Source organism: Sphingobacterium deserti (genome assembly GCF_000757725.1).
GTDB lineage: Bacteria > Bacteroidota > Bacteroidia > Sphingobacteriales > Sphingobacteriaceae > Sphingobacterium > Sphingobacterium deserti.
On record NZ_JJMU01000043.1, the window covers coordinates 1 to 21,432 of the forward strand.

General features: G+C 36.4%; 12 protein-coding genes. 8 read left to right on the plus strand and 4 right to left on the minus strand.

All coding sequences use genetic code 11. The features are described from left to right. Positions 1-724 precede the first annotated feature (724 nt). The 3 genes from DI53_RS19625 to DI53_RS20745 all read right to left on the minus strand — a co-directional run bounded on the left by DI53_RS19625 (position 725) and on the right by DI53_RS20745 (position 2,361). A complete protein-coding gene (locus DI53_RS19625) occupies positions 725-1,537 on the minus strand; it encodes a recombinase zinc ribbon domain-containing protein (RefSeq protein ID WP_131555262.1) in 813 nt (270 codons plus the stop codon). Between the two features lie 146 nt (positions 1,538-1,683). Continuing rightward, entirely contained in the window at positions 1,684-2,055 is a 372-nt protein-coding gene (locus DI53_RS20470) for a serine integrase family protein (protein WP_169741995.1), read from the minus strand. 123 nt (positions 2,056-2,178) lie between these two features. Next, positions 2,179-2,361: a recombinase family protein gene (locus DI53_RS20745; RefSeq protein WP_052072380.1), complete on the minus strand. Its 183-nt coding sequence runs from the start codon at positions 2,359-2,361 to the stop codon at positions 2,179-2,181. Positions 2,362-2,565: 204 nt separating this feature from the next. On the opposite strand from DI53_RS20745, the gene DI53_RS12185 reads away from it, so the two are divergent. Genes DI53_RS12185 through DI53_RS19645 form a run of 7 tightly spaced genes read left to right on the plus strand, consistent with a single transcriptional unit; the run spans position 2,566 to position 15,778 of the window. Further along, positions 2,566-5,817 carry a DEAD/DEAH box helicase gene (locus tag DI53_RS12185; protein WP_037499774.1) on the plus strand — a complete coding sequence of 1,084 codons (3,252 nt, stop codon included), beginning with the start codon at positions 2,566-2,568 and terminating at the stop codon, positions 5,815-5,817. A gap of 8 nt (positions 5,818-5,825) precedes the next feature. Further along, positions 5,826-7,823: an ATP-dependent nuclease gene (locus DI53_RS12190; protein WP_037499776.1), complete on the plus strand. Its 1,998-nt coding sequence runs from the start codon at positions 5,826-5,828 to the stop codon at positions 7,821-7,823. Then, positions 7,816-9,678: a UvrD-helicase domain-containing protein gene (locus DI53_RS12195; RefSeq protein ID WP_037499778.1), complete on the plus strand. Its 1,863-nt coding sequence runs from the start codon at positions 7,816-7,818 to the stop codon at positions 9,676-9,678. Before DI53_RS12190 ends, DI53_RS12195 begins: the two co-directional genes overlap by 8 nt. Before the next feature lie 4 nt (positions 9,679-9,682). Beyond that, positions 9,683-11,041: a hypothetical protein gene (locus DI53_RS12200; RefSeq protein WP_037499780.1), complete on the plus strand. Its 1,359-nt coding sequence runs from the start codon at positions 9,683-9,685 to the stop codon at positions 11,039-11,041. Then, positions 11,017-11,691: a condensin complex protein MksE gene (locus tag DI53_RS12205; RefSeq protein WP_037499782.1), complete on the plus strand. Its 675-nt coding sequence runs from the start codon at positions 11,017-11,019 to the stop codon at positions 11,689-11,691. The genes DI53_RS12200 and DI53_RS12205 overlap by 25 nt, the downstream gene beginning before the upstream one ends. Next, the gene (locus DI53_RS12210; protein ID WP_037499784.1) at positions 11,688-14,849 is read left to right on the plus strand and encodes a hypothetical protein; all 3,162 of its coding nucleotides are present in this window, start codon (positions 11,688-11,690) and stop codon (positions 14,847-14,849) included. The genes DI53_RS12205 and DI53_RS12210 overlap by 4 nt, the downstream gene beginning before the upstream one ends. Further along, positions 14,846-15,778: a hypothetical protein gene (locus DI53_RS19645; protein ID WP_052072381.1), complete on the plus strand. Its 933-nt coding sequence runs from the start codon at positions 14,846-14,848 to the stop codon at positions 15,776-15,778. The genes DI53_RS12210 and DI53_RS19645 overlap by 4 nt, the downstream gene beginning before the upstream one ends. A gap of 511 nt (positions 15,779-16,289) precedes the next feature. Here the strand turns inward: DI53_RS19645 and DI53_RS12225 are convergent. Continuing rightward, entirely contained in the window at positions 16,290-17,345 is a 1,056-nt protein-coding gene (locus DI53_RS12225) for a DUF3667 domain-containing protein (RefSeq protein ID WP_037499787.1), read from the minus strand. A gap of 1,011 nt (positions 17,346-18,356) precedes the next feature. Here DI53_RS12225 and DI53_RS12230 point away from each other — a divergent pair. Continuing rightward, a complete protein-coding gene (locus DI53_RS12230; RefSeq protein WP_037499789.1) occupies positions 18,357-21,419 on the plus strand; it encodes a beta-L-arabinofuranosidase domain-containing protein in 3,063 nt (1,020 codons plus the stop codon). Positions 21,420-21,432: the final 13 nt, after the last annotated feature.

Sequence of the window (21,432 nt, forward strand, 5' to 3'; positions counted from 1 at the left end):
AGTCGGGCTTTTTGTGTTATTGGGGTTGGCTGATGAGAACCGGGGTTCGATCCGGAGGAGCTTTAGGGCTGGGTCTGGGGCTTTGCCGGGCTAAAGCAATCCTGCCACCCCGACAGAAAAGCTCGACGAAAGTCGGGCTTTTTCTGTTATTAGGGGTTGGCTGATGAGAACCGGGGTTCGATCCGCAGGAGCTTTAGGGCTGGGTCTGGGGCTTTGCGGGGCTAAAGCAATCCTGCCACCCCGACAGAAAAAGCTCGACGAAAGTCGGGCTTTTTGTGTTATTGGGGTTGGCTGATGAGAACCGGGGTTCGATCCGCAGGAGCTTTAGGGCTGGGTCTGGGGCTTTGCGGGGCTAAAGCAATCCTGCCACCCCGACAGAAAAAGCTCGACGAAAGTCGGGCTTTTTGTGTCATTGGGGGTTGGCTGATGAGACCGGGGGTTCGATCCGTAGGAGCTTTAGGGCTGGGGCTGGGGCTTGGTGGGGCTAAAGCAATCCTGCCACCCCGACAAAAACGACAAATGGTGCCATTGGAAGACAAATGGTTCCATTTTTCATTTTAATTCCTTTTTTATTACTATAGCAAGGCTTCCTGTAAAAAATTCCCTTTAATTAAAGAATCACTATATCAGTGTTTTTGAGCTTATTTTGAGTCAAAAGGCAAGAATATGGGAATATGTTGAAAGGATTAGAACCATGTCCCCGCTTTTAAATATTTTCTTTTTTTCAACCGATCTTGATTTTGATAGAAATACAAATTTCTGCAAGTTTTAACAGGAAGGATAAAACCTTGGTGGCATTTTGAGTTGATATTTTATTTCCTTTGATCAGTTCAATTTCTATAATATTCGAGATTATCTCTTGTTGTTCTTTGCTAATGTTTTTAATGACCTCTGCTTCTTCAAAATTCTCTTTTGTATTAGAGTACTGAGATACATAAACGATCCGAACCTCATCTTTCAAGTGACTTGTAAAGTCGGCATTGCTATATACAAAATCTTTATTCAAGAACAACGAAGCAACTTTTAATTCTATGGAATTGTCTGTACCAAGAAAAATAAGAGCGGATTTTAAGAAACATTTCGTAAGCTTTTTTAAACTCTGCTTCTGCTGTACATCAAGTTTATAAACATCATTAAGTTGCGTGCCTAAGATGTCAATTCTATTCTCACAGTCTGTTTTTACTGAAAGATAGTCTTCTTCGTTAATAATACCTTTTACTAAAAGTTCCCTTGCATTAGCAACTCGTTCTATCATTTTATGTAATGATCTATTGATATTGGTTTTATCAATAGATTTTTGTTCATACAATTTGCTGTAAATCTTTCTGATAAGATCTTCGAAAATTGGAGTATATTCCAAATTTGGTTTTAGCAAACGAATCCCTGATAATAAGTTTTCATTTACTTGATCTGCCCTTACTCGATAACCACAAGAAGAAGAACAATGATAATAAAAGTACTTTTTAGACCTTCCCTTTGAACCACTTCCAGATATTTTTTTTGAACAAAGAGGGCAACTGAGTATTCCTCTAAACATAAGCTCACTATTCGCACTTTGTTTAATGTATTTTTTGTTACGTCGTTTAATTCTTGATTGTACTTCATCAAAAAGTTCTATCGAAATTAAAGGATTATGAATACCTTGAACTTCTACTATAGTTTTTCCATCTAAAGAAGGAACTCTTATTTTACCACATAGACCGGATTTTTAAGTATATTGAAGAATGCATTTAAACTACATTTTAACCCACTTTTAAGAACGGCTTTGTGGTAAGAACGAACTGATATATTTTCATCGAAGTCTCGAAATGCCTTTTTGATCAATGTTGCCTCTGGCTCACGGGGAACTATTGTTTTTGTTCCGTCTGGTAACGATATATTGAGATAACCTACAGGTGCTCGCCCCATATATCGTCCTTCCTTTTTAGCTTTGTGTATACCTTGCTTAATATTTAAAGATCTTCGGTCATTCTCTACTTCTGCTGTGACGATGTACATCGCCAATAATACTTTGTATCGACATGTCCAGAGGTTGGTCTGTAGCTTGGGATTCAATTCCAATCTTTTGAAGTTGGGTTATTGTGTAATATGCATTTGCTGTATTCCTACTAAATCTATCCCAGCGAGTAAATAGAATAAGGTTTGGTCTTGTAGATCTATTCAGGTTTAATTGTTTTATCATGGTAATCCAAGCCGGCCTTCGAAGTTTTTTGCTGAATGGTCTTCAAATATGGTCTGGACAATTTCAATATGATTGTCTTTACAATATTTGTTTAATTTTTCTTCTTGGCTACGCTGAGAATATACTTTCTGTGCCTGTTCGTCTGTGCTGACTCTGATGTAGATGATTGCTGATGTCATGTCTTTCTCATGATAACGTTAAAGTCCTCAAAGAGAATCAGCCCAGCGTTAAATAAGACACTCTTATTTACAACTCGAATACGGTTTTCCGTAATCGAGAGAGCTTTTATTTGGTTATATTTGTGTGAATTGCAATTTGTTACTTAGTAAATTGTAATTCAATCACCATTAATAATAACCTTGTGAATGAATTTGATGTAACATATGAAAATAACTTTACCCTCTCTTGAGTCAACTCTCTATCAAAAAACTGGAAGCAAAAATATTGTAAGGCAACTATTAGCCTCAAAGCGATCAATACCTATAAATGTATTGCAGGAAAATCGCTTTTACTCAGTGATAGAAGACAATGGGAATAAAATCTGTCTCACTACCAAAGAAGAATATATTCCCGAAGAAATTGAATATGCTCTTTTTACTAATGTGCTCCCTAGTAAACAACGGCTTGAAGAAGGTAAAATAGTTATAAAGGGGTGGGCGAAACACCCTCTTTTAAAAGAGTACTCATCTAGTGAGATTTTACAATCATGGAAAAATGATTTTGTATATAAAGAAGAAGATAAAAGCGAATCAGGATTAAGACAACCTCAGATTGCTGCATTACATATGATAATGGGACATCTGAAACTTCCATTGGATGCTGCAACAGTGGTAATGCCTACAGGTACAGGTAAGACAGAAACTATGTTGGCTACTCTAGTAGCTAACAGGTGTGAAAAGCTTTTGGTTACGGTACCTTCTGATTCTTTACGAAATCAAATAGCTGAAAAGTTTTTCAATTTAGGATTACTAAAACAATTTGGTATAGTTGGTGAAAAGTCTTTATATCCCATTGTTGGGGTTATTAAGAACAAATTCGAAAGTACTGAAGAGGTTGCTGAATTTTTAGAGGAATGCAATGTAGTTGTAAGTACAATGAGTTGGCTTACCAATCAAAATAATGAGATTCAAGATATTTTCGCCAAAACATTTAGCCATATATTTATTGATGAAGCTCATCATGTGAAAGCATCTTCGTGGAATGAGTTCCGGAATAAATTCGACAAGGAAAAGATTATACAATTTACAGCGACACCATTTAGAAATGATGGTAAGAGACTGGATGGGAAAATTATTTCCAACTTCCCTTTAAAGAAAGCACAAGAACAAGGTTATTATAAAAAGATAGAGTTTATTCCTATCCGTGAATATGAGAAAGAAAAAGCGGATCAAGAAATTGCAAAGGTGGCTGTTGAACGTTTACGTTCAGACTTAGCGGATTCTTACAATCACATTCTTATGGCTCGTTGTGCTACCAAAGAGCGGGCAAAAGAAATTTTTAAGTTATACCAAGTTCATAAAGACCTCAACCCTTTAGTAATTTATTCGGGAGTACCTAATTTTAAGAAAACTTATGATAAGATACTTCAAAAGAAAACGAGAATAATTGTTTGTGTGGATATGCTTGGTGAAGGTTTCGATTTGCCAGAATTGAAAATAGCTGCATTTCACGATATTAGAAAAAGTCTTCCCATTACATTACAATTAGCAGGTCGTTTTACAAGAACTAAATATGATGAAGAACTTGGTGATGCATCTTTTGTTGCCAACATTGCTGATCTCGACGTAAGGGCAGAATTAGCTGATTTATATGCTACGGATGCAGATTGGAATGAAATTCTTTCAGAAGCGAATTCAGGTCAAGTGAATGAACAGGTAGAATTTAAAGATTTCATGAGTGGTTTTAAAAAATTGGACAATGCCAACATTCCTTTTCAAAATATCAGACCTAAGCTAAGCACAGTTGTTTATAAGAATAAGACTAATGCCTGGAATCCGGGTGATTTTCAGAAAGGAATTTCCGGATATGATAATCTTGAATTTAAATTTCATGATGTCAATCGTGAGCATAATATGCTTGTGATAGTCATAGGTAAAAGGCTTGATGTAGAATGGGTACATGATAAACGGGAAATTTATGATATACAATGGGACATAATTATAGTTTATTGGGAAACCAAAAATAATCTTCTGTTCATAAACAGCTCCGACAATGGAAGCCTTTACACCGAATTGGCTCAAGCAATAATAGGCGATAATGCTGAGCTTGTTAAAGGAATAGATGTTTTTAAGACTTTCTATAATATCAAAAGAGTAAAACTGCAAAACGTTGGATTAAGACAGTTTTTAGGCAAAAATATCCGTTTTAGGATGATGGTAGGAAGTGATGTTGGAGAAGCGTTGAGCCTAGCCGAAAAACAAAGAGGAGAAAAAGCCTTTGTTATGGGTACAGGTTTTGAAGTTGGTAAACCAGTTAATATAGGAGCATCATACAAAGGAAGGGTATGGACAAAACTCCAGGGAGATTTAAAACAGTTTAAAAATTGGTGTATAGCATTAGGAGATAAATTAGTGGATGAAAATATTGACCCTAATCAAATTCTTAGGGAAACACTTATTCCAACCCTCAGAACAGATCTTCCAAATGTATTTCCTGTATGGATAGATTGGGATACGGATATTTACCTCGATGTCGAAACTAAATATAACTTCATTATAGACGGAATAAAATACGACCTCTCCGATATAGAATTATGCTTGGTCAATCCATCTATAGGAGGTGAATTGTTATTTTCTCTTAAATCCGAAACACAAGAAGCTGTTTTCAAGTTGGAACTGTTTGAGAAGAAAGATGGTGAAGAGTCGTTTGCGGATTTTATAATAACTCAACAATCAAAAGAACCTGTAGAAATTCAGTTTGGACGCGCTAAAATTGATGGAGTTACTTTCTTTGAAAAATTCATTCCTACTGTTTGGTATGCTGATGGTTCTGCCCTTACAGGAAACGAATATTATGAACTAAAACAACAAATAGGCATCTATCCTAAAGATGAACTTATATTCTGGAATTGGGATGGTGTGAATCTAAGAAATGAAGCACAAGGCATACAACCTAAGAAAGTTGATTCAATTCAGTACAAAGTCATTGAACAATTAAGGCAAGAAGATTTTGATATCATCTATGATGATGACTATTCCGGTGAAATTGCAGATGTTGTTACTATTAAAGCACATAGTGATAAAATTGAAATTAAGCTATATCACTTAAAATTTGCTTTGGATGGTGTTGTCAGCAACCAGATCAAGAATTTTTATGAAGTCTGCGGACAAGCTCAAAAATCTGTGCATTGGAAACATAAATCAGGTAAGGAATTCATCAACCACCTCCTTAGACGAGAAACTAAATCAAAGAAAGGCTTATCCTGTTCCCGGCTTGAAAAGGGTAACAAAAATGATTTGGTAAAACTGTTAGGAATATTGAAAAACGAAATTCCTGTAGAATATGAAATTTTAATTGTCCAACCAGGGCTATCAAAGGCAAAGGCATCTGATGATATTTTAACATTATTAGGAGTTACAGCTACCTATATCAAGGAGTTTGCAGATATTAATCTTAAAGTAATAACAAGTATATAAATAAAATAATGGCACAGCATAAAAACCCATACATATCAAGAGTTCAAATAAAAAACTTCCGAAATTTCTTGGATGTTGATGTAGCATTAGATCACAAGCAGGTAATCATAGGCGAAAATAATGTTGGAAAAACCAACTTTTTAAGAGCTATCCAACTCATTTTAGACAAAGACTATTCTGATTCAGATAGACAATTAACTACTGAAGATTTTCACGATAGTATTGATAAACCAATGGAAAATGGAGAAGAGATTGAGATTAATTTGGAGATCAAGGGTTACGAGCATAACAGCAAACTTAAAGCACAATTTGTTGATGCTGTGATATCAGATGCTCCTCCAACATTACGACTTACTTACAAGTTTATACCTAACAAAGATGAGTTTGAGAAAATAATCAACTATAAGTATATTATTTTTAAAGGTAATAATGAAGAGTATAAATTCAGGAATGAGGATCGAAGTTATATTAATATTTATGTTATAAGAGCATTGAGAGATGTTGAAAGAGAATTAAAATCAAATAGGAATTCCCCTTTATATAAACTCGTTAAACAATATGAAATATCTTCTGACCATTTAGAAGAAATATCAGATGCCCTTAAAGAAGCCGCTGAAGGAATTTTAGAATTAGATGAAATTGTACATATAAAAGATACTCTTTCCAATCGCTTTGCCTCCTTATCTGGCCTCCAAACCGACCATCAAATAACATTAAGAACGTTTGATATTGATACCGAAAGGCTACTATACACCTTGCAGGTATATATGGGGTTAAAGGAAAGACCTGTTTCTGAACTAAGTTTAGGATTAGCCAATATTCTTTACATCTCTTTGATGCTTATTTTATTGAAAGATAAAACGATATTACCAATAATAAAACCTGAGCAGTTTGACTCACTGGTGGCTGAGGATGAAAAAGGAATATTGTCCCAATTATATGAAGCAAGTGAGAAGGGAAATTATATTTTAAAAAAAGAAATAGAAGACGAGGACATTGAAGCTTTGTACAATTTTATGGATGAACATAATTACAGGCACCAGGCATTTACAATTTTAGCAGTTGAAGAGCCAGAAGCACATTTACATCCAACATTACAACGATTGATATACCGAGAGGTTCTTCACAATAGCAATACCTCAGTGATATTCACGTCACATTCCACCTATATCACATCCGTAACACCACTGAACTATGTTGTTCATATTCGAAAGGTAGATAATAGCAGCAAAGTTTTTTCAACAGTCAATTTATCTCTTCAGGATAAAGAGAAAAGGGATATTGAACGTTATATTGATGCTAAGCGTGGTGAAATTTATTTTGGTAAAGGAATTATACTGGCTGAAGGTATTACAGAAGAATATTTTATTCCTGCTGCCGCAGATCTGATAGAAAAGCCCCTAGATAATTATGGAATCGTGGTTTGTAATGTTGACTCAACGAATTTTAAGCCGTATATCCAATTACTTAATACTCTTAACATTCCCTGGGTACTATTTACCGATGGAGATTATTATGAGATTGAAGAATATTTCGATAAAGAAGGAAAGCCTAAGACTAAACGAATTTATCATATAATAGACGAAACTACAGGGAGAGCTTGGGGATATAAAGGCAATGAAAATATTTTAAACATTCTCTCTACACTCGGAATTATAGCAGAAGATGAGAAGTTAGACGAAGAAGAAATAAGAGATAATGGCTGTTTTATAGGACAATACACTCTCGAAGTTGATATGATGAATAATGCTGATGAAGACGGAATTGAAATACTCAAAAACATCTATAACGAGTTGAAGTCGGGAGGAGATGAAATGCAAGAGAATTTTGAAGATGCTCTTGATACAGAATATTACTGGTCTGCTCTTAGAAAAATTGAAGGTAATATCAGTAAAGGGCGTTTTGCACAGCGATTAGCTGATGAATTAATTCTTCAATTAGTTCCAGATTATATCAGTGAGGGTATCGAAGCAATAGTCCAAAAAGTCAAAGATTCTTATGAATAGTTTGTTTTTTCAAGATTTAGAACTGATAAAAAAGGACGATAAGCAGTATGAAGCTTATCGGTCGATGGAGAATTCCGTAATTATTGCCGGTCCTGGAAGTGGTAAAACACGTGTATTAACTCTAAAAGCGGTAACGCTTGCCAAAAGCCATATTCATAAACCTTGTGGATTGGCTTGTATCAGTTTTAGCAGAGAGTCTGTGAGAGAACTAAAAAAGAGATTAAAAAGTTATGGCTATATTCCAAGTAGCAAGGATTTCATAGGAACAGTTCATAGTTTCAGTTTATTGCATGTAATCCAACCTTTTGCACATTTATATCCCCAATACAATGTAATATATCCTATTAAAATCCTTCCTGATGATATAAAAGAGAGACTTTATAATTCTGTACTTCAAGAATTGAATATTGAGAATGATCGAGATTTGTCTTTGGTCGATATTAATAAACACAGATCACTTTCTTTAAAAGGACGCAGTGAGATTAATATGGAGTCGTCCGATTTAATCGCAAAGGCTGCTGAAATCTATGAAGCAAAAATCAGAGAAACTGAATTCATTGATTTTACCAATATTATCAATCTCTCTGCTAAAATAATAAATGAACAAGAATATGTCCGCGAAACATTAAGAAGCCAGTTCCCTTGGTTATTAGTAGATGAATATCAGGATTTAGGAAAAGCCTTGCATGAAATGGTTCTTGAGCTTGTATTTTATGCCGGAATAAAACTTTATGCGGTTGGTGATACGAATCAGTCTATTTACGGATTTAATGGAGGATATCCAGATTTTTTACTGGAACTTACCAGAAATGACAACATAAAAACTATTGAGCTTGTTTCTAATTATAGAAGTTCTCAACACATTATTGATGCCTCAATTGAGGCACTAAACCCCGTCCCTCCCTATCCTAAATACGTTGCAGGTAAGAGAAAAGATGATATTGCAGACTTCACTTTTATTACGTGTGAGGAAGAGATGGAGGCGCAATACGAAGTAGTGGCAAAAAAAGTGATATCCAATTTATTAGTTAAGGGGACTCCTTTAAACGAAATTGGGATTATTGCAAGTTCTAATGCGCAGATTCATAACATGGCTAATTACATGCAGCAACAAAAGATTCCTTTTTTCATTGTAAACTGGAGTTTTGAGAATAGTGCTGTCGTTGTATGGCTGCAAGACTGTGCATCATGGTGTAGCAACAAAAACACACAATCTTTTGAAGAATTATTTAAGTTCTGGAAAAATCTGGTAAATAACCATCAGGATCTTCGTGAAAATTGGGAGAATATCCGATTGAAATCACTCTTTTATAGAGTATTGACAGGAAGCATATCCAAAACTAACGTCTATGATTGGCTAACTTATACTATTAATAACTTAGACCTGAAAGATACACTAATTGATTCAGAGATTTATCCTAATGAGGTAGGAAATTTAGAGGCGTTGCTAAATGAAGCCAAACTCCGTAATTTAAAAGATGTAAATATAACACGATTTGCAAATTTGGGATTCCCAGAGGATCAGGTTACTATTACTACAAGACATAGTTCAAAAGGCTTAGAGTTTGAAGTTGTTATCCTCTTAGGAATGGAGGAAGAACATTTTCCAAGTTTCTATCATTTAGGAAATGAGACTGCTTTGGCTGAGGATCAGCGCCTATGTTATGTATGTGTTAGTCGGGCAAAGACGACTTGTATACTTCTGAGATCCCGAATTTTTACTATCCAGACAAGAAGAGGTCCTTGGAAAAAAGAATATGAAGCATCGCGTTACTGGAAAAGTTTGTATAATCGATTTGGCAATGAGCAAAATACTTTTACTAAGGATGCTTATCCATTAATTCAAGAGAATTAATTTTATGCTATCTAAAGAACTATATACCAAATACGACCTTCTTCTTCCCTCAAAATTCGACGGAGGTTATTTGGTTATTACTCTTTATGAAAAAATCAAAAGCCGTGAAATCGAAGATTACTTCACACAAAAGGAAATTAACGAAATTCTGACGGATCTAAAAGCTGAATTTAATCTTGATTCAATTCGTTCATGGAATAACATTAAAGACAACCTTTTTCATTACTTCCTGCGAAGTCATCCCGATGAGCCGTGGAAATATTATCTGACAGACTACGCTAAAAATGTAGTGGATTTGATGATAAGCAAATTAGAGAATCCTTACAAGAATCATCCGCTAAAAAAAAGTGTACAAGATTCATTTATAATACGGCATGGTGAAATAAAGACTATTGAAGAGCTTGAAAGAAAATTCGGAAGAATATTTATACAAGGCTCAAAGAAAATTATTACAGATCATTTGGAAGCATTAGAAGATGAATTGAGAGAGGCTTACAAAGAATTAAATGATATTCTCCGAAAAGAAGACGAACAAAGTGCAACTTCTTTAGTACGAGAGTTTACTGTTGTTTTTAGAAAGTTCGGAGAAAGAGCAGAAGATATTACCGAAGCCATTATTTCCAAAGACCAATTTCTTGGTAATTTACTAAATGTTGTAGATCATTTTTATCGAAACATGGAAGATGATGGAAAGTTTAATACCGACAATGTACAGAAAAGTAAAAGTGATTGGGAAAAAGCACAGGAAATGTACACAGATATCAGAGAGTTTTTCACTTCGGTAGATAATAAAGTTTACATTATCCGCAGACAAATCAACCACGCCAGTGAGAAATTGACGGAGTTACAGGAACAGTTTTCTTCCAGAGCTTTCTTTAGACTACAAATAAAAAAACTACACAGGACAGTGCTGGAAAGTTCGCAATACACTGCTGATGGGGTAAGGTTTAACAGTAATTTCCCACTAAAGGAATTGGTATATGAGCCTGTCCGAATGTTATACCCAAGATATTACGAGTTTGAGTCCCCAAAGCCCAATATCATTGTAAATGTTGAAGTTGATGAAACCTATGAACGTAATGAAAAACAAAAAATAGTAAAAGAAATCAACCGTCAACAACTCATCAATCAATGGGTTGATAAAGCCAAAGATATTCTGGAGAGCAAAAGGCAATTGTCTATAGATGAACTTATGAATAGTATAGTGGATGAAGAAAAAGATTTGTCTATTGCTTATCAGGTAGCATCTCGTATAACAGCTTATACTTCAGAGAATAACGATGTATTTATCGATGTAGAACAAAAAATCATTTCCTTGTCACAACAAAACCTATCCCTATGGAAAACGAAAATTATGAAGTAATCGGTTATTCTTTTCTGTCAGAGGAAAGTGTAGAAAAGCATTTTGCGGATATCAATATTCTGTTGTTGTCTGGTAAGCATATTGACCATAAATATTACGCAGAATATACCGTATTGGAAAGCTATGAATCACAGTGGAGAAATTTTTATAGTAACTTATACAAGCTTAATCTTGTTGCTGATATCTCTGATAGAAGTAGATATTATTATCTTGATTTCACGGAAAACGGGAAAGGAAAATTAAGCGATGCAAACCGTAATAAAGAGCTTACTGAATTACAAACACTTATTGGACTGACACTTTTGGATATGTATTACCAAAAGTATTTTGACGAGGAAAAGATTATTCGCTGGAACGACATCAAAACACAAATACTGGAGAGTGACCATCAGGAAGCATACAAAAGGATTTTGTTCAATGAGATAAGGGATTCTTATGATGAAAAAGAATGGAGTACAGTAGAAAACAAATTTAGCAAAACGATAGACAGCTTTGATAAATTAGGCTGGGTAGAAAAGCAATCAGGTAGGAATGAAGATTTAGTCTTTGAAATAAGACCTGCTATTCACCGTTTAACCAAATTATATCAGGAGGAGCTTCAGAATTTTGAGTCATTTAGCCAACAACTTAAAAATGATGAAGTGTTATGAGTTATCCAAGAATTTACTCCTTATCTACCGTCGGTATTCTGAAACACTATATACACGACTACCTCTTTCATCCAACAAGAACGGATTTTGTTGGTGCAAACGGTGTCGGAAAATCCATTATTGCTGATTTACTCCAAATGATTTTTGTCTATGATAAAGACCTTATCAAATTCGGCACTGATGGGGTAAAGAGAGAAGAACGACAAATCAATACCCTTCCATATAAAACAAAATGTGCCTATTGTTTCTTGAATATCGAAGTAAATGCTGGTAAATTTATTACCATCGGAATACAGATAAATAACCAGAAAGGAAAACGTATCATTCCTTTTGTAATTACAAAACAGGCAGATATAAGCCTAAAAATAAATGAACTGGCTCTTGAAAAAGAAGAGCTTATTTTCGCCAAAGATTTGTTAAAAGTAAAAGAAACTGGAGCGAAAGAAATAGTGGACATACAGGATTTGGCAACATTCCTTTATGAAAAGCATGGACTTCGATTGAACTTCTTCAGTAACAATGAAACTGTCAACACTTATTACAAATTCCTTTATGACAAAAATATATTACCTCTAAATCTCAGCCAAGACAAAAATCTAAAAGCTTTTGCTAAGGTCATGCAATCCTTCTCAAAAGCTAAAACACTAAATTTAAGTGGTAATCAAGCTTCCAGAAACTTAAAAGAATTTCTCTTTGAAGAATCCGATGAAGATATTCTTGTCAATTTTCAAAAAGAGCAAGCCGAGCTGGAAAAGATATTGAGAGAATATGAAAGTCTGAATAAAGACATTCAAAATCTGTCAAACAAGCAAAAAAGGTTAACCAATTTACGAGAATTGGAACAGTCCCACAAACTAAAATTCAAATATTTTAAAGACGCAGAATTACAAAACGCCTATATAGAATTAAAGCAATTAGAACAAGGAGAGTCAGAAGGAAGGAGGCTGATAACGAACCAAGAAACTGAATTAACTGAACTAAAAACGGCTATCGAAAATCTTCCAGAGGAAGAAGAAAAAATAAAAAAGAGTTACGAGGAAGCGGATGAAAATTTTAATATGTTCAACCGTTATCAAGATTTATCCATTAGTATAGAAAAGTTGGGTAAAGAAGTAGATGAACTTAAAATGTTTATTCGTCCTGAAGTGGATGATAGCTGGACGAATGAGATACAAAGAATTGATATTTTAAGCAGAAATAATGAAATTATTAAAGAAGAAATCACTTTTGTAAAACCTTATCTGGAAAAGTACAAAACACTTGAAAAAATTATCCAAAACCGCAAAGAACAATTGGAGATTTTGGATGAATTAAAGTCATCCTTAAAAAAGGAAAAAGAAACCAATGAAAAACTATTAGCATTATTGCAGGACAATGATGAAAATGGACTTTTACATTGGTATATTAAGAATCTACCCTCGTTAGATAATGAACAATTGCAGACGGTTTTGTATTACGCAACCAAACCTATTTCTGAAATTTCTAATCCTAACAATTCATCTCAATACATCAATCCTGATGAGCTGATTAATAATTTTAAAACAATCCCATCTGAAGAAGGTTTTTGGTTAAAACTGGGGGCATTAAACCAATTTATACAATTTAACCCTGATGCAGTGCTATTGGGAGACAGAACAAACCTGGAACAATCTGTACAACATTTAATTCAAAGTTTGAACACCGAAACCAGCTTCATAAATACCAAACTGCAAGCATTGGAGAATATCGTAGATGGAAAGCCTTACGATTTAAGTCTATTTGATTATTTCTTTGATGTCTCTATTGCTGTTTTTAGCAATATTGAAAGATTAAAAAATGCTGTAGCCTGTATTTTACAGATTGATGAAAAGACCTCTCAATTGCAATTACAAAAGAAAAGAGAGGAAGAAGAACTATTGGAAATCAAAAGTCTATTTAAAATTGAATATGATGAGCCGGAAGTCGTAAAAAAGGAATTATTGAGGGTTCGTAAAGAATGGAGTGAGAAGAAAGACCAGTTTTATGAACAAAAGGGAGCTAAACAAAGTAAGTTCAAATCTCTGGAAAGTAAAATACAACGTGATAAACAGGACTTGCTGATGATTATTAGTAATCTGACTAAGAAACAAACAGCATTCACTATGCTTAGTAGTTTTTATTATCAGCATTTTAAGGAGTCTGTAACAGACTTTTCATTAATAGCCAAAAACACTGAGGAATTGCAACAAGCCTATAATGGGCTGTGGGAAGAATATAAAACAGCATTTATTGGCATTTCGAATTCATTTGAAGAAACCGGGGATGAGAAGAATCCAGCAGTACAATTAACGATTAAATACCAGGATTTTTCATTCAGAGTTTTGGAAGAAGCATTATTGGGCAACAAAATCAAATCTACTGATGATATCACTACTGCGTTAGATGAAGCTAATCAAACCCGAACAACCATAGCTAATGGAATCAGGGATAATATGATTAAGATATTCAGTAAAACTACTGAGCGATACGAAAAATATGATGATCAGGTAAAAAGAATAAACGCATTCTTTGTTGATCGAAAGATTAGTAATAAGTTTTATTTCAAACTCGAATTTGATGGGAATAAAGAAATAAAGATTGATTATATCAAGCAGATAGCTTACGAGGTTCGTAATACAGCAACAAACGGAGAATTACAGTTTGGACAATCTATATTAGATTTCATTGAAGATTTTTTCAGGAAACAAGCAAAAATCAAAAACAAAGTTCCGATTGATAAATTACTAAATCCCAAAACATACTTTGAACTTTCAGCTAAGCTCACGGATCAATTTGGAACAGAAGTTCCCGGTAGTACAGGAGAAACTTATTCAGCTATTGCGTTACTGGGGATCGCAAGGCTTTCTGCCGTACAAAAGGAAAAACGTAATGGTTTAAGGTTTATCATTTTGGAAGAATTAGGAAGTTTGGATAATACCAATTTTAATACCTTTCCTGCTATCGCAGAGGAATTCCAATATCAGATAATAACAATGGCTCCTCATACATTCAATATCGGATTATCTGATGAATGGTATGCCCATCATTTGATTAAAGGAAAAGAGGATGAAAATATCAACTATTGCCCTTCAGCTTCCTATTTTAAAACAAAGGACAACAACGAAGATTTGAATATCTATATAAACAGAATAGAAAAATGAATTGGATTGAGTTAAGGGCATTAAATAATCTATATATAAATGGCGAGATAAAGCTAAATGATACCTTGGTAAAAAGTGGAGAGATCAATTATCTTATCAATTCTCTCAGAACACTTGACAGAACGCACGATAAGTTTTTTGTTTTAGAGGGCTTTGCAGAGCTGTATGAAAAAGATTATTTGGAGAAATATCACCGTTATGAAGCTTTTTTGTTAGATAATGAATTATTAAAACCTCAGCTTCGATTTGAAGAATCTGATATTCAAATTCTAATAGGGATAAAAGAGGATATGGACAATGGAAATTTAGAGCCATTGCGAGAACAGATTATAAAAAATGAAGCAACCGTCAGAATTGTATCTCTTATGTTTTTCAAGAATGAGAAGTATCTATTAGGAAAAGAGGCTTTGATCAATGCTGTTAAATTACTTTTGGATATTGATGAATTAGCTGATGATAAAGACTTACAATACAAGTATGTGTTGGAATGTGCTAATCCCAAGTGTATTGTGCTTTGTGAAAACATTGATTTTTTAAAGCGCCCTACATTGGCTCGCGCTAATAATATAGAATTATGGTATGCTGGAGGTAAGAATGTAAATAAACTGGATTTTTCTGATACAAGGGGACTACCTATTTATTATTCCTGTGACTGGGACTATGATGGTTTATTCATCATTTATGCTTTGGTAAAAGAAAAAATACCCAACATTCAACTACTTACGCCAAATGGTACTCCAAAAGGTATCATCGAAACAGAGCATAATAGCAAATGGGAGAAGATCAAGGATAGAAATATTGAATATCTATTAACAGGTAACCAATCGGATATTATGAAAAAGTTAACAGAGCTCAATCAATGGATAATTGAAGAGTCTAATGATTTACTTAATATGCTTAAGGAATTTTTCCTAGATCAAGTAGATTAGTTTTTGTGACTTATATGTAGCTTGTTAGTGTATGAGATATAACGTTTTAACATCTATTTTAAGCTTTAATGCGTTTTTTTATGCAAGAACGAAATTTTAAAAGATCAAATCATCCTCATTTTCGGAGACCAATTTCCTTAGATCTTCCAGAAAATGGTTCGAAAATTGTCCCGACAAGACGACAGAAAAAGCTCGACGAAAGTCGGGCTTTTTGTGTTATTGGGGGTTGGCTGATGAGAACCGTGGTTCGATGCGCAGGAGCTTTAAAGATGGGCTTAGGAGCCGATAAGCAAAAGGCGTATGAATGAGTAAATACAATGGAGCGCTATTTACACACATTTAAAAGCTAGATGCTGTTAATGAAACTTTCCAACGACTATCTCGAAAAACAAGGCCATCAATCTTTACTGGTGGAATAGAAGCGAATTCGTGTAACAAATTAAGGAAGCGCCGTAAATCGATTGGTACGGAAGTTCGAAATGGAAATTAATCCCGCTCGCCCTATCCGACTTTAATTGATATTAAGAAAACTGTAAGCCAAGAGAATAAATATCAAAAGCAACATAAAGACACTGTTAGCAATGAAGATCAAAACTCCCCTTAGGATCGTTATTCTTTTCCTGCTTTTGTAAACCTGATGATGTGCTACAAAAAAATAAAAGACGGTATAACAAATGATTAAGAAGGCGATGATGCTAAAAAGCGTATCTAAAAAAGGATAACTTACACTTTCAACCACGGTTTGCATCGCTGTTGTGAGCAGCGTTATAACCAATAAGAAGGAAAAATAGTGCAATGTAAAAATGCCGTGATCAAAATACCACCATCGTTTCTTGTTGTGAAAAACCCATAGGAACAAAGCAAAAAGAGGTAAATAGATGAAAAGAGCTTTCGGAACAGCTTTTGAAAATTTGTCAGATATTTTATCTTTAAGCTCACCCCTCGTCACACCTTTTTTGCTCAACTCGAAGAATTTAACAACAAATGGGCGGAAGAGTTTACCGAAGAATCTGTTTTCTTTTTCAACAGACTTGTCATAATCCTCTAGAGAACTGGAGCCGATAAGAGATTCGTTTTTTCTGTCACCTTCTTTTTCCTTCTCTATTTTTTCTATGGCAATTTTCGATTGTTGTTCAGTGAGAAGTCCTTGTTCTTTTAGTTGCAACATTTCCTTAATTGCCCCATTCCTGGATTCTTCATTGCTAACAGCCGATGTGAAATATTCATCTTTTTCCGTTTCGGATTTTTTTTCTGAAGGTAAAATGCTAAGAAAGAAAAATACAATAAAACTCACAAAAATGTAGAGTTTTACGGGAGGGACAAATTCTTGTCTCTTGCCTTCTAGATAGGTGTTTGTTAGCTTTCCTGGTCTGAAGATTAGATTTTTCATAGTTCCCCAGAATTGCCCATCGTAGTGCGTGAAGTCTTCTACAAAATGCGTGAATAGATAATGAAAAGGTTGGCGGGTTTGGATATTTTCTTGCCCACAGTGGGGGCAAAATCTTTGTTCGACTGTACGTCCGCAATTAAGACAATTTTTATCGGCTCTTCGTTTTCCGTGGCTCATTTAACAGATTTCGAGAAAAAATACAAAAACACTTCAATAAAAAGTGATATAAATAATTGAAAACAAGCAATGTGATTTGTTTAAAATAAAGTGTTTTAAGTTGTTGATAGTCAGTATTTTCGATTGCTTGTGATGGTTGTTAAAAATTGAGAGTTATCCCGTTTCAAAGATATTATATTTTCTGCATTTCTGGAAATTTAAGCGAAAATAGATTATAGAATCCCTGTGAAATGGTACCGAAAGAAGCTGCGATTGCTAATGTGATCATTTAATTTATCAGTATACAAATCTGAGTGTTGCTTTTGCGTTCTTCTCCGGATTATATTACGACATGTGCTATAAGGAACCGTATGTACCATGTCAACCTATGTTAACGATCTTGATTGGGCAGAGGTCAAACAAGCTCTCTAATCGAAAATTTCATGTAAAGACTTGAATTTACCGGTGTAGATCAGCGCAAGAACGCCAAAAGTTAAAACACCGTTAAAAGAGCATGGAAAACAAGTTTAGGTATCAAATATCAACCAAAAAGTTATCCGCTTTTGTCTAGGTTAACAAGTACTTAGAACTATTGTTCGACAAAAATCGTCGGAATAAAATCTTGGCCAATCCCCAAAAAAACGGAGCAGGAACGTGGTTCAGTTTCCGGTGTTACGGCGCTAACTTAAAGCCCCAGTTGATACATGATGGGAAGCCGAGCAAAAAATTAACCAGCTACCTGTTAATATTAGACCATCATTAGCTAAAATAATCGAAATAAGACAGCCGTAAACTGTCTACTTTTAGCATGAACGATTAACCACGAAGTTACTGAGTTGAATACATTGGTTTACAGGTTTTTATTGGGGTGTAGGACAACGTTCAGAAATTTGCGTCCATAGAAACACGCAGCAGAGATGTTGTAGCGACATCGTACATGCTATCAAGCCTTAAGCACCCAACCCGTCGAGGAAGACGTCTCCTAAACCAAAGCATACAAACAGTTACTATCGTGCTGAAAATAATGTAAATATGAAAATGCATAAAGTATTCTTGCGTGTTATTTTGCTCGCTGTTGTGTTGAACAATAGTTTGGGGAGTGCGCAGGCACAAAGTGGTGACCAGATACTGGATGGTATCGGCGAAACGGGAATGATTGCGCGCTATGTCTTTGATGGCGATGTAAGAGATTGGTCAAGAAACAACCTCCACGCTACCTATCATGCTGGTGAAGCGAGGTTTGTGCAAGATGAACAGTTTGGGAAAGTGTTATCGCTTGCTGGTGGAAGCAACGATTATTTGAGCTTGCCCGCAGAGGCATTGATGGATCTGGAATCCATCAGTATCTCCGGCTGGGTTTTCTTACGCTCGGATCAAGCAGGACAATACTATTTCGATTTTGGACAAGACAAAGGGCGGCATTTTTTTGCCGCGCCGCTAGGAACAAAAACACAGAAAGGCTTGCAAGTGCAAATTGAGGTCGGAAAGGGCAGCACGAAAGCGATGGTGTCACCGAATATAGCCATCAATAAATGGGTACACTTAGCTGTCGTAGTGGATATACCGTCAAAGTCATTAACGATGTATGTCGATAGCAAGCCGGTTGGCGAAACGAAAGATATACCGTCGGAGTTGACCGCGGTCTTCGGACAAGCAGACGCAAAAAAACAACTTTTTATTGGCAAATCGTTATTGCCTGATCATCCTGCTATAAAAGGCATGTTGCACGACTTTAGAATCTATCGGGTGCCCTTGAGCAGAAAGCAGATTGCCGGTATCTATTACAACGCGTTGAAAGATCTGCACGAAGATTCGGCCAATATGGGTAAAACCGAAGATGACCTGCCAAGCTTTTCGCTCAGCAAAGCACAGCTTTACAATGCCTACTTGCAACATGTCGGCAATGTAGCCGTGGAAACGGAAATTGGAGAGCTTCCTAGACTGCCGAGTTATGTGGCAGGTACATATAAAGATAAGATGGTTGGGCCGAAAGTGCGTGTGATATGGCCATCTCCTACCGATAATAGTGCGGTGTTGGAGGCCGGAACCTACACCATTACAGGCCGTGTGCCGGGTACGGATCTGCAACCCAAGGCTGTCGTTACTGTCAAAGGTAGAGGCAAATCCAAAACGCCAAGTTCCAAGTTGGCCGCATTTGATTTAAATCAGGTTGCGCTGAATGTGGATGCACAGGAGCATGAAACGAAGTTTATTGAAAATCGCGATAAGTTCATCTCCACATTAGCCACGACAGACCCAAACGCCTTTCTGTATATGTTCCGTCATGCTTTTGGGCAGCCGCAGCCGCAAGGTGCCAAGCCGCTGGGCGTGTGGGATAGCCAAGATACCAAGCTACGTGGACACGCAACAGGGCATTACCTGACGGCGATAGCGCAAGCCTATGCCAGCACGGGCTACGACAAAGCGCTCCAAGCAAACTTTGCGGATAAGATGGACTACATGGTCAATACACTCTATGACCTGGCAGAATTGTCGGGCAAAGCGAAAGAGAATGGGGGCATGGCCATTGCCGACCCTACAGCCGTGCCTACAGGACCCGGAAAAAGCGAATACGACTCAGACCTAAGCACCGAAGGAATAAGAAACGATTATTGGAACTGGGGGACGGGATTTATTAGTGCTTATCCACCGGATCAGTTTATTATGTTGGAGAATGGCGCGAAATATGGCGGACAAAAAAATCAGGTGTGGGCGCCTTACTATACCCTGCACAAAATTTTGGCCGGCTTGATGGATATCTACGAAGTGAGTGGAAATGAAAAGGCGCTTGCTGTGGCTACCGGAATGAGTGACTGGGTTTATGCTCGTCTCAGCAAGGTCCCGACTGAGACACTGATCAAAATGTGGAATACCTACATCGCGGGCGAGTTCGGGGGGATGAACGAATCCATGGCGCGTTTATACGCGATCACGAAAGATCCAAACTATTTGAAGACAGCACAACTATTTGATAACATCGCGATGTTTTATGGCGACGCTGAACATGCGCACGGGTTGGCAAAAAATGTGGATACCTTCCGTGGTTTGCATGCCAATCAGCACGTTCCGCAGATTGTAGGCAGTATCGAGATGTACAAAGTTTCGAATAACCCCGATTACTATAAGATAGCCGATAACTTTTGGTACAAAGCTGTTCATGATTACATGTATAGCATCGGTGGTGTCGCCGGCGCTCGCAACCCTGCCAACGCGGAATGTTTTATCAGCCAGCCTGCCACACTTTATGAGAATGGTTTTTCTGCAGGCGGACAAAATGAAACCTGCGCCACCTATAATATGTTGAAATTGACGAGCAACTTGTTTCAGTTTGACCAGCGTGGCGAATTGATGGATTATTATGAGCGCGGCCTATACAACCATATATTGGCTTCCGTTGCTGAAGATAGTCCGGCAAACACCTACCATGTGCCGCTAAGACCGGGTTCGATCAAGCAATTTGGTAATCCGCATATGACGGGTTTTACCTGCTGCAATGGTACAGCGATAGAAAGCAGTACGAAGCTCCAAAATTCCATTTATTTTAAAAGCAAAGATGATCAAGCATTGTATGTTAACTTATTTATTCCTTCCACGTTGGAATGGACGGAACGTAATATTGTGGTCGAGCAAACAACAAGTTTTCCGAAAGAAGATCACACGCAACTGACCATTAAAGGCAGTGGTAAATTTGATGTACACGTGCGTGTACCAGGCTGGGCGACTAAAGGTTTCTTGGTAAGCATCAACGGTAAGATGCAAAATGTTGACGCCACCCCAGGGACGTATTTGAAATTAAGCCGCAAATGGAAAGATGGGGACGTTATCGAATTGAAAATGCCGTTCGCATTTCATTTAGACCCGGTAATGGATCAGCAAAATATCGCAAGCTTGTTCTACGGACCAATATTGTTGGTTGCACAAGAACCAGAAGCGCGAAAAGAATGGCGTCAGGTAAGCTTCGACGCGAACGACATTGGGAAATCCATCAGCGGAGATCCACAGCAATTGGAATTCACCATTGATGGTGTGCTGTTCAAACCTTTCTATGAAACCTATGGTCGGCATTCGGTTTATCTCGATGTTACGTTGAAATAGCAGCGCGTATGAC